Source organism: Galbibacter sp., assembly GCF_048266365.1.
GTDB lineage: Bacteria > Bacteroidota > Bacteroidia > Flavobacteriales > Flavobacteriaceae > Galbibacter.
This window is the reverse complement of record NZ_JBLWZP010000025.1, coordinates 1-9175: the sequence shown is the minus strand read 5'-3', so window position 1 is coordinate 9175 and position 9175 is coordinate 1. Positions and strand designations below refer to the sequence as shown.

The 9175-nt window shown below is 37.5% G+C and carries 9 protein-coding genes; 6 read left to right on the top strand and 3 right to left on the bottom strand.

What is annotated here, in order from left to right:
* Positions 1–358 (top strand): DUF6503 family protein (locus tag ACN0TV_RS16770; protein ID WP_417364456.1); only part of this gene is annotated, 358 nt, incomplete at its 5' end.
* 16 nt (positions 359–374) lie between these two features.
* Here ACN0TV_RS16770 and ACN0TV_RS16765 read toward each other — a convergent pair.
* Entirely contained in the window at positions 375–1052 is a 678-nt protein-coding gene (locus tag ACN0TV_RS16765) for a LytR/AlgR family response regulator transcription factor (RefSeq protein ID WP_417364454.1), read from the bottom strand.
* Positions 1045–2199 carry a sensor histidine kinase gene (locus ACN0TV_RS16760; protein ID WP_417364452.1) on the bottom strand — a complete coding sequence of 385 codons (1155 nt, stop codon included), beginning with the start codon at positions 2197–2199 and terminating at the stop codon, positions 1045–1047. Before ACN0TV_RS16760 ends, ACN0TV_RS16765 begins: the two co-directional genes overlap by 8 nt.
* 95 nt (positions 2200–2294) lie before the next feature.
* On the opposite strand from ACN0TV_RS16760, the gene ACN0TV_RS16755 reads away from it, so the two are divergent.
* The 5 genes from ACN0TV_RS16755 to ACN0TV_RS16735 all read left to right on the top strand — a co-directional run bounded on the left by ACN0TV_RS16755 (position 2295) and on the right by ACN0TV_RS16735 (position 7376).
* On the top strand, positions 2295–4601 hold the full coding sequence (locus ACN0TV_RS16755) for a CotH kinase family protein (protein ID WP_417364450.1): 2307 nt from the start codon (positions 2295–2297) through the stop codon (positions 4599–4601).
* Positions 4602–4817: 216 nt separating this feature from the next.
* Entirely contained in the window at positions 4818–5093 is a 276-nt protein-coding gene (locus tag ACN0TV_RS16750; protein ID WP_417364448.1) for an EF-hand domain-containing protein, read from the top strand.
* A 247-nt stretch (positions 5094–5340) separates the two neighbouring features.
* Positions 5341–6081 carry a YHYH protein gene (locus ACN0TV_RS16745; protein WP_417364446.1) on the top strand — a complete coding sequence of 247 codons (741 nt, stop codon included), beginning with the start codon at positions 5341–5343 and terminating at the stop codon, positions 6079–6081.
* A gap of 7 nt (positions 6082–6088) precedes the next feature.
* Complete coding sequence (locus tag ACN0TV_RS16740) at positions 6089–6715, top strand: toxin-antitoxin system YwqK family antitoxin (protein WP_417364445.1); 627 nt, start codon at positions 6089–6091, stop codon at positions 6713–6715.
* The gene (locus tag ACN0TV_RS16735) at positions 6684–7376 is read left to right on the top strand and encodes an SCO family protein (RefSeq protein ID WP_417364444.1); all 693 of its coding nucleotides are present in this window, start codon (positions 6684–6686) and stop codon (positions 7374–7376) included. Before ACN0TV_RS16740 ends, ACN0TV_RS16735 begins: the two co-directional genes overlap by 32 nt.
* A gap of 1 nt (position 7377) precedes the next feature.
* Here the strand turns inward: ACN0TV_RS16735 and ACN0TV_RS16730 are convergent.
* The coding region (locus ACN0TV_RS16730; RefSeq protein ID WP_417364442.1) for a M14 family metallopeptidase at positions 7378–9175 on the bottom strand (1798 nt) is incomplete at its 5' end.

Here is a 9175-nt window from a genome sequence, read left to right as displayed (position 1 = left end):
CGAAGCCGAAATTATTGATAAGAAATATTATGAAGTAAAAGTGACCTTTGCGCAAGATGGAGGAGGAACCGACCACGAAGATGAATATATGTACTGGATAGCGAAGGATAATTTTACGGTAGATTATTTCGCCTATAAATTCTATACAGGTGAAGGCGGCATTCGTTTTAGGAAAGCCTACAACCCAAGAATGGTCAACGGCATCCGCTTCGTTGACTATGAAAACTACAAACTGGAACCCTGGAAATCGGTAGATCTACAAAATATTGAAGAGCTCTTTGAAGCAGGAAAATTGGAATTGCTATCAAAAATTGAAACGGAAGCCATCTCAGTGGAGATTTCCGAAAAGCGCAACTAAGATTCTGATTTAGAACCTATTTAAACAGTGTTTCCTTCACGTGTTCATAATAAGAATCGCTCACGGGAATCTTGGTGGCGGCTATCACCAAATCCCTTCCCTTTAGTCCCGTCACTTTGGCCTTATTGATAATATACGAACGGTGCACGCGCATAAACTGTGATGGCGGCAAGCTTTCTTCCAACGACTTTAAACTTTGGTAGGCCATAATTTTTCCGTTTTCGGTATAAAAAGTCACGTATTCACTATCGCTCTTTATGTATTGGATGTCCTCAAACTTTACCTTATGCAGGTCATATCCAGACTTTATCGTAATGGTTTGGGAAGTATTTTGGCTTACTTCCACAGTACTGTTTACCTTATTTACCGCCGTGAGAAACCGTTCAAAAGTGATAGGTTTTAAAAGGTAATCCACCGCATTGAGCTCAAATCCGTCCAAAGCGTATTCGGAATAAGCGGTTGTAAAAATAATTCGGGTTTGGGCAGGGACCAATTTTGCAAAATCGGTACCTCTCAATTGGGGCATCTGTATATCGAGGAATATAACATCTATGTTTTCATTTTTCAACAAAGAAAGTGCTTCCAAAGGATTTTCAAATTCGCCTTTGCAGGTCAGAAAATTCAATTTATCCACATAGCTTTTCAGCAGGGCTCTTGCCAATTCCTCATCATCGATTATGATACAGTTAAGCATTGGTTTCAATAGTTAGTTCAACAGTAAACACATTTCTTTCATCTGAAATTTTAAGTGTATGATTTTGGGGATATAAGATAAGCAAACGTTTTTTTACGTTTTCCAAACCTATGCCCCCTACTTCATCCTTCGCCATATTTCCTTCGGCAAACGTATTTTCAATTTTAAAGGAAATGCTATTGGCATCATCCCTGATCCAAATTTTGATAAACGCTTCTCCTAATTTTTCAATATTGCTGTGCTTAAACGCATTTTCCACAAAAGGAATCAATAGCATTGGCGCAATTTCAGTCTGCGGATTTGTTATGTTGAAGTGCGTCTCAATAGGATACTTTTTACTGCTTTTTAAGGTAAACAACTTTATGTAATCCTCAATATAGGCAAGCTCCTTTTCCAGTGCAACAAAAGGCCGTTCACACTCATAAAGCACGTACCGCAACATATTTGAAAGATAACTAATACTCTGTTGTGTCCTGCCAGTATCAATGGCCGAAAGCGCGTAAATATTATTGAGCGCGTTGAACAGGAAATGCGGGTTTATTTGCGATTTTAAAAGTTTTAGTTCGGTAGCAAGCGTTTCGTTTTGGCTTAAAATAAGCGCTTCCTCCTTCTTTTTGGCAAAGAGAAAAGTCTCAATAATTATGGACAGCACAACCGTTAAACACAACACTAAAAAATTGATAATAACGGGAGCCGAAAAAATCTTTCCAAAAGGGGTAAGCCGCTCCCTTCCGCCCATTGGGGGTTGCCCGGGCGCAAGGTGGGGAGGTAAATTATGCGGCATTTTGAGTGTGGGTGTTGCAGAAAATTGAAAGGCGAAAAAAGCGCAAAAAAGCATAACGCCTATTCCAAGAAAGATAAACAAGGCTTGGTTTTTCTTTGCCAACAAAGGTTTAAATGTGAGTGAAACGGTGATAATTAAAAGCACCTGAACTACAAAAATGCCCCAATTGCCAGACAAAAAAACCGACTTGTTTTCGTGTCCCAAGGCAAGAATAACCGTGACTACAGTCCAAAAAAGAATTTGAAAAACGATTCGCTTTACTGCTTTCATACGGCAAATTAAAGTAAAATAAAAGTAACGATATCCAGAAAATGACGGTTTTAAACGGTCAAGAATAGGTCTTTGCGGATGTTTAAAAGCCATTCGCTGAAAAGTTGGGGCGTTTCACTGAATATTCATATTCAACATTGGCATTTATAGCACCTTTGTCCCTGAAATTCAATTAATAATAAAAAAATATGAAACGAAAAAAACTTAAAATGAAACCATTGGGAATATTGGTATTCACTGCAATTATCAGCTTTTTTGCAGGTCAGAAATCTTTTGCACAGGATTTATACGATATCAATACCATCCAAACGATAGAGATTGTCTTCACACAATCCAATTGGGATGAACTTTTAGATCTGGAAATGGCGGGCGATAACAATTATACCCAAGCCGAATCTGTAACCATCAACGGAGAGCTTTTTGAAACGGTGGGTGTAAAATACAAAGGGAACAGTTCGTATAACCCAAACTACACCAAGAATCCATTTCATATAGAATTGGACACTTACATAGATCAGGATTATCAAGGTTATAAAGACTTAAAATTGGCAAATGTAATTTTTGATCCTTCCTTTGTTCGCGAAACTGTGTCTTACAATATCGCAGGACAATATATGGATGCGCCAAAAGCTAACTACGCAAATATTTATGTAAATGGCGAATTGATAGGTTTATACACCAATACCGAAGCCATTACCAAGAGATTTGTGGATGATACCTTTGGTTCAAAAACCAATGCTTTTTTTAGCTGTAGCCCTCCAGATGGAGCGGGCCCACAGTCAAATAATTATCCGAGTTTAGAATATTTAGGGCCTAACAGCAGTAATTATGAAGATGCCTATGAAATAAAATCAGACGGTGCTGATGATTGGGATGAATTAATTGAATTAACAAACGTCCTTAATAACGATATAACAAACATTGAGACGGTACTTGATGTTGACAGAGCCTTGTGGATGCTGGCATTTGATAATGTTATGGTGAATTTAGATAGTTATATAGGACAGTTTAAGCAAAACTATTACCTGTATAAAACAGACTCTGGTGTTTTCAATTCTGTTGTTTGGGATTTGAATATGTCTTTTGGAACCTTTAATATGACAGGGGAAGGACCACCACTAAATTCAACTACACAAAAAGCGCAAGTGAGTCATTTGTTGCATTTAAATAACACGAGCTTTCCGCTTGTATCAAAGTTATTATCGATTCCAACATATAAAAAAATGTATTTGGCGCATTTCAAAACTATATTGACTGAGAATATTACCAATTCAAATTATCTGACACTGGCAAACGACTACCAAGATATTATTGATGCCGCAGTTCAGGCTGATAATAATAAGTTTTACACCTACGCACAATTCGTTGGAAATATCAATACCGATTATAATCTTGGACAGAATACCGCTTCTGGATTGACCAATTTAATGAATGCCCGCGGAAGTTACTTATCGGGGCTTTCAGATTTTACGGTAACCCAGCCTACAATTTCAAATGTCGCTCCTTCAAATAACGATCCAGATGTTGGTGATAATATTACCTTCACTACTACAGTAATAAATACTAATAGCAATGCTGTATTCTTGGGTTATAGAACAGACCAGCACGCTCCTTTCACAAAAATACAGATGTTTGATGATGGTAACCATAACGATGGAGCTGCAGGTGACAATGTATATGGAGTTGGTTTTACAATTACCAATGACTACACACAATATTACGTTTATGCAGAAAACAATAACATAGGCGCCTTTTCCCCAGCCAGGGCACAACACGAATTTTACACACTTAATGCAAACTATATTCCGTTGCCGGTTGGCTCTTTGGTGATAAACGAATTGATGGCAGATAATGAAACCATCGTTACAGACCAAGATGGCGAATATGATGATTGGATAGAACTATACAATAACACAAACGAAACATTAAGTCTTGACGGTTTATATTTATCTGACGATGCATCTGACTTGTTACAATGGCGTTTTCCTAACGGACTTACGTTAGCACCTGATAGTTACTTAATTGTTTGGTGCGATAAAGACTTGGATCAAGATGGCTTGCACGCTGATATAAAATTTTCTGCTGGTGGTGAAAGCGCAATACTATCATATGCCGATGGAACCATTATAGAGAATATTGAATTCGGGCAACAGGAAGTAGATTTGAGCTATTCAAGAATCCCGAATGGCACAGGTGATTTTGTTATTAAGCAAGCTACATTCGAGCTAAATAACGAAACAATCTTGGGCGTGGAATCTTTTGATACTGACCACTATTTAAAGCATTATCCAAATCCTACAAAGTCAATACTGAATATAGAAAATGTTGACGGTGGCATTACCTCCGTAAAAGTGGTTTCAATTAAAGGACAATTATTGTTTTCACAATCCTATAATAATGCCTCATCAGTACAAGTGGATTTTTCAGCTTTTGCCAAGGGAACCTATTTAGTATCCGTAAACGATACCCAAGTAATTAGAATACTTAAAGATTAAGACTTTCCCCTTATGTTCAAAAAAGCCTCGCCTATTTAGGGGGGCTTTTTACTTTATAACAGTATTGATAACAATATTTCAGATGTTATAAAATATTGAAACATAAGTAATGTCCCTTTCCACTGAAAACTAAAGCCCATTCACTGAAAACCCAACTTTTGCATAAATCTATTGCAGACCTTTGGGGTCATAAGTATGAATTTAAAACAATTTAATATGAAAAAGATAGTATTTACAGCAATGGTAATGTGCCTTGGAATAACATTTTCAAATGCACAGCAAAAAAGGGAAAAACCCCAAAAACCTCCTACCTATAGCGAATTGCTAAAAGAGTTGGACAAAGATGAAGACGGGAAACTCGCAAAAGCAGAAATGAAAGGCCCATTAAAGGATGATTTCGCAAAACTTGATGTAGATGAAGATGGCTTCCTTTCAAAAGAAGAATTTGAAAAAGCTCCAAAGCCCGAAAGGAAAGAGCGAAAAAGAGATTAAACAATAAAATATTTTGTTTGGTTGATTAATTTACAAAAGGCTTCGTGAACGATAGCGGAGCCTTTTATTCTCAGCCTAATCTTCAACATATCAACTTCAAAAGAAATTTAAAACAAACAGATTATGAATTTTATAAGTTCCTCTAAGGTTAACTTCCAATTGTTTTCGGCTGGTTCAAATTTTATTAAAGACAATACTTTAAAAGTTGAATCTACAAACAGACATTATAAATTAAAAATAAAGAAAGATGAAAAATACATTTAAAATTTCAACTCTATTTGCAATAGCAATCTTGGCTTTTATGGCTTGCTCAAGCGATGATTCAACCACCCAGGAAGAGGAAGAAGTAGTAACTGAACTCCATGCTGCTTTTGCGGCATTTAATCCTGAAGCAGTAACTATTTTTTTGGATGGAGGAAATGTGGTTATAGAAACTACGGGATTACCCAATCACGAAACGGTATATTGGGGCGAGGGGCATCCGTTGTATAGAGAAGAACCTGGCGTGGAATTAACTCCTTCCATTATTTCCAGTAACAATAATGCAGTAACCATTACTGTGGACGCGACTCCCAATTTAACGGGAAATACCGTTGCCACCCAGTTGGGCACCATTGGGATTGCCGTTAGTGGTTCGTCTATTTTTAATGATCAAGAAGGCGGGGGGCCTTTGGATCGAGCAGCGGCAAGTCTCGATTGGACGGGCGCACATATTGGCCCCGGTGTTTATCATTACCACTTGGAGCCAAAAGCTTTTACAAATGATGATGATAATTTAGTAGGAATTTTGCTGGATGGCGTTTTTCTTTACGGAAGGAAATGTAATTCAACAGGCACCTATCCTACAGATTTGGATGCTTCCGGCGGTCATACTTCTACTACCCAATATACCGAGAGCGAGGAAGAATATCATTATCACATAATCAATGAACTGTATTCTAATACTGGATCTTATATAGCATTTGCAGGCCCTTACCAAGGATATTAATATATTTATGAAACTACTTCTTTTAATATTATCTACGCTGCTTTTATTTACTTGCTGTAATGAAGTTTCATTAGACAACAAGAAAGGTGAAGTTGCAAATAGCGCAGAAAAAAATATTGTAATTGACACTGTAGAAGTATTAAAAGAAGCCTTGGTTTTAAATCAAATTGAAGGGAAATGGTATTATAAAAACGAACCTTTTTCTGGGTATTCCCTGAAATTTCATCAAAACGATACGTTAGCGGAAAGGTTGGGATATTACAACGGTAAAAGAGAAGGGATTGCAAAAAAATGGTCTGAAAACGGAATGCTTCGTACTGAATCCTATTACAAACAAAACCGATTGGACAGCGTCTATAAAACCTGGTGGGAAAATGGGGCATTGGCTTCACAATCCAACTACGTAAACGGCGTAAAACAAGGGGTTGAAAAGGAATGGTACCCCACGGGACAGCTTGCCAAGGAAAGGCAATTGGTCAACGGCAATGAAAATGGCCTACAAAAAGCCTGGTTGCAAAATGGAAAATTATATGTTAATTACGAAGCCAAGAACGGACGAATCTTTGGAATGCTCAGAGCAAATTCGTGTTATAAATTGGAAGATGAAAAAGTTATTAGAGATAAAAAAATATAGCCTTTTAAGCTGTTTGTTTCTCCTACTTTTTGCGGGTTGTAAAAACGAAATTAAAAAGGAAAACGCAAAAGTTGTTGAAACCAGCAGAACGGAACATCTTCCCTATTATAACGAAGAATCCTTTACTCCAAATTGGCTGACGCCAGGTTCGAAAGAAGAACGTGCTTTTCATAAAATTCCCGACTTTAAATTGATAAATCAGTTAGGCGATACGGTTACTCAAAAAACTTTTGAGGATAAAATTTATGTCACCGACTTCTTCTTTACCATTTGCCCGGGAATTTGTCCACAATTGGCTGAAAGTATGATAAAAGTTCAAGAAGAATTTAAAAACGATTCGGACGTACTTCTGTTATCGCATTCTGTAATGACTTCAACAGATACGGTTCCCGTTTTAAAAGAATATGCCGAAACCCATGGCGCGATAGATAATAAATGGCATCTTGTTACGGGTGATAAAAATGAAATTTACGCCTTGGGAAGAGAACAGTATTTTGTGGAAAATGATTTGGGGGAACCAAAAAGCATAGATGATTTTCTACACACTGAAAACTTTCTGCTTATTGATAAAAACAAGCATATCAGAGGAATTTATAATGGTTTGAACAGAGCGTCGATTGCCCAATTAATTACAGATATTAAAACCTTAAAAGCAGAGTGATTTAATTCACAAAAAACACCGCATTCGCCAAAAATAGTTTTCCGTTTTGCCAAAAGGAGCGGAAGGAAACATCGTCAACCATATAAACCACGCTGCCCCTGCCCTTTTTCGCTTCCGCAAAAACAATGGAATTTTTTAAAGCAGCTTTTGCCGTTTCCCCGGAAAAACCCGAAACGCTTTCGGGTTCTTTTATATAGCCTACATTGAAACCTTCATTTAAAAATTTATAGGAATCGCTACCCAATTTTAAACTATAGTAAGTATCACCATAACCAAACGCCAAAGGATGGGTATTATCCAATTTCACTTTATAAATACTTCCCGTTATGAAATCTTTGGTGCTTTCCAGTTCGCGTTGGGCATAAGGCACCATATTTCCTAAAGTGTCTTTCTCTTTTTCAGCTTTTTCATCGCTATTCTTTTTTAGGTCATAACCATCTTTACCTTCAAAAACAGCTACGGCATTGCCAATTGCGATTACCCTTCCACCTTTGTTAATCCATTCTTCAAGATTTTTGAAAGCCCCTTCATTCAATATAGATTTGTAATAACCGTCCGGCAGCACCAACACATCATAATCTGACCATTGAATGTTCCCAATATCGCCTGTATTTATTGAAGTGATTGGGTATTTTAATTGGGTTTCAAAAAAGTGCCAAAGTGCCCCATAGCTCAATGAGGAAGTTCCCTCCCCTTGAAGCATTGCAACTTTTTTATTTTTAATTAAATGAACATATTGCGAGCCAAAATCAGTCAAACTATCTGCATAACTTGTTGGGGAAGCGTATAATTGGCGGCCCATTTCGTTCGCGATTTCTATAAGGATTTTATCAAAATCTGGATTCGTTTTATTGTCACTTCGCGTAATAATCAAGCTACCGCGACCGAAATTATTTCCACCAAAACTGAGTTCATTTTCAGAAAAACGCACTTTTATATCTGCCTGTAATAAAGCTGAAAGAAATTCGGCATCCTGCAAACTGTTCCATTTTGCAATATAGCCAGCCGCCATTGGTGAAGAAATATTGGAAACTTTATTATTTGGATTAGCTCCCGTTGCTGCAACCAGAGTAGTGCTAGCCACAGTTTCAAGTCCGAAAGCATACGGTAAACTCCAAGCCGTAATATCATAAGTAATGGGCGTTGACAGTGCTGCGTTGGGTTCAAAAAGTACTTGTGCCATTTTCCCTTTCGGCTGGTTTGTGCTTACAACCAATGCGCCTTTAGCGTCCATCGCGCCTTTTTTATTTTCAGAATAATTGAAGCCGCTTACACTTCCGCCAGTTGCATATCCGTATTTTATTTCGTGACGGTCCAGCATTTCCGTTAGCGATTTTATATTATCGGGATTGCCTTTTAATACAAAACTTTTATAATTAAGATCATCGTTTTTGAAGAATTTCTTAAATTCATAATTAAGGGAAGCAGCATTTTGTGAAGCAACTTCAATGGTTGAAAGTCCAGTGGTAGTGTGATGTGCCACACGGTCCACAAGGGTAAGCTCAACATCTTCGTCATTAATAATTCCCAAACCAGCCATTCCGTGACCAGCTTGTTCATAGGTCATTCCAATAGCGCCCATATAAAGTGGATAAGTATCGCCATAGCTCGGGTATAGCAAATCAAAGCTTTCACGGGTAAAGAAAAGCCAGCCGTTTTTGTCAAAATACTTTGCGTTGTTCTTCCCTATTTTATTTTGAAATTCGCGTTGCCAATCGGTTATTATTTCGTGACGGTCCAGCATTTCCGTTAGCGATTTTATATTATCGGGATTGCCTTTTAATACAAAACTTTTATAA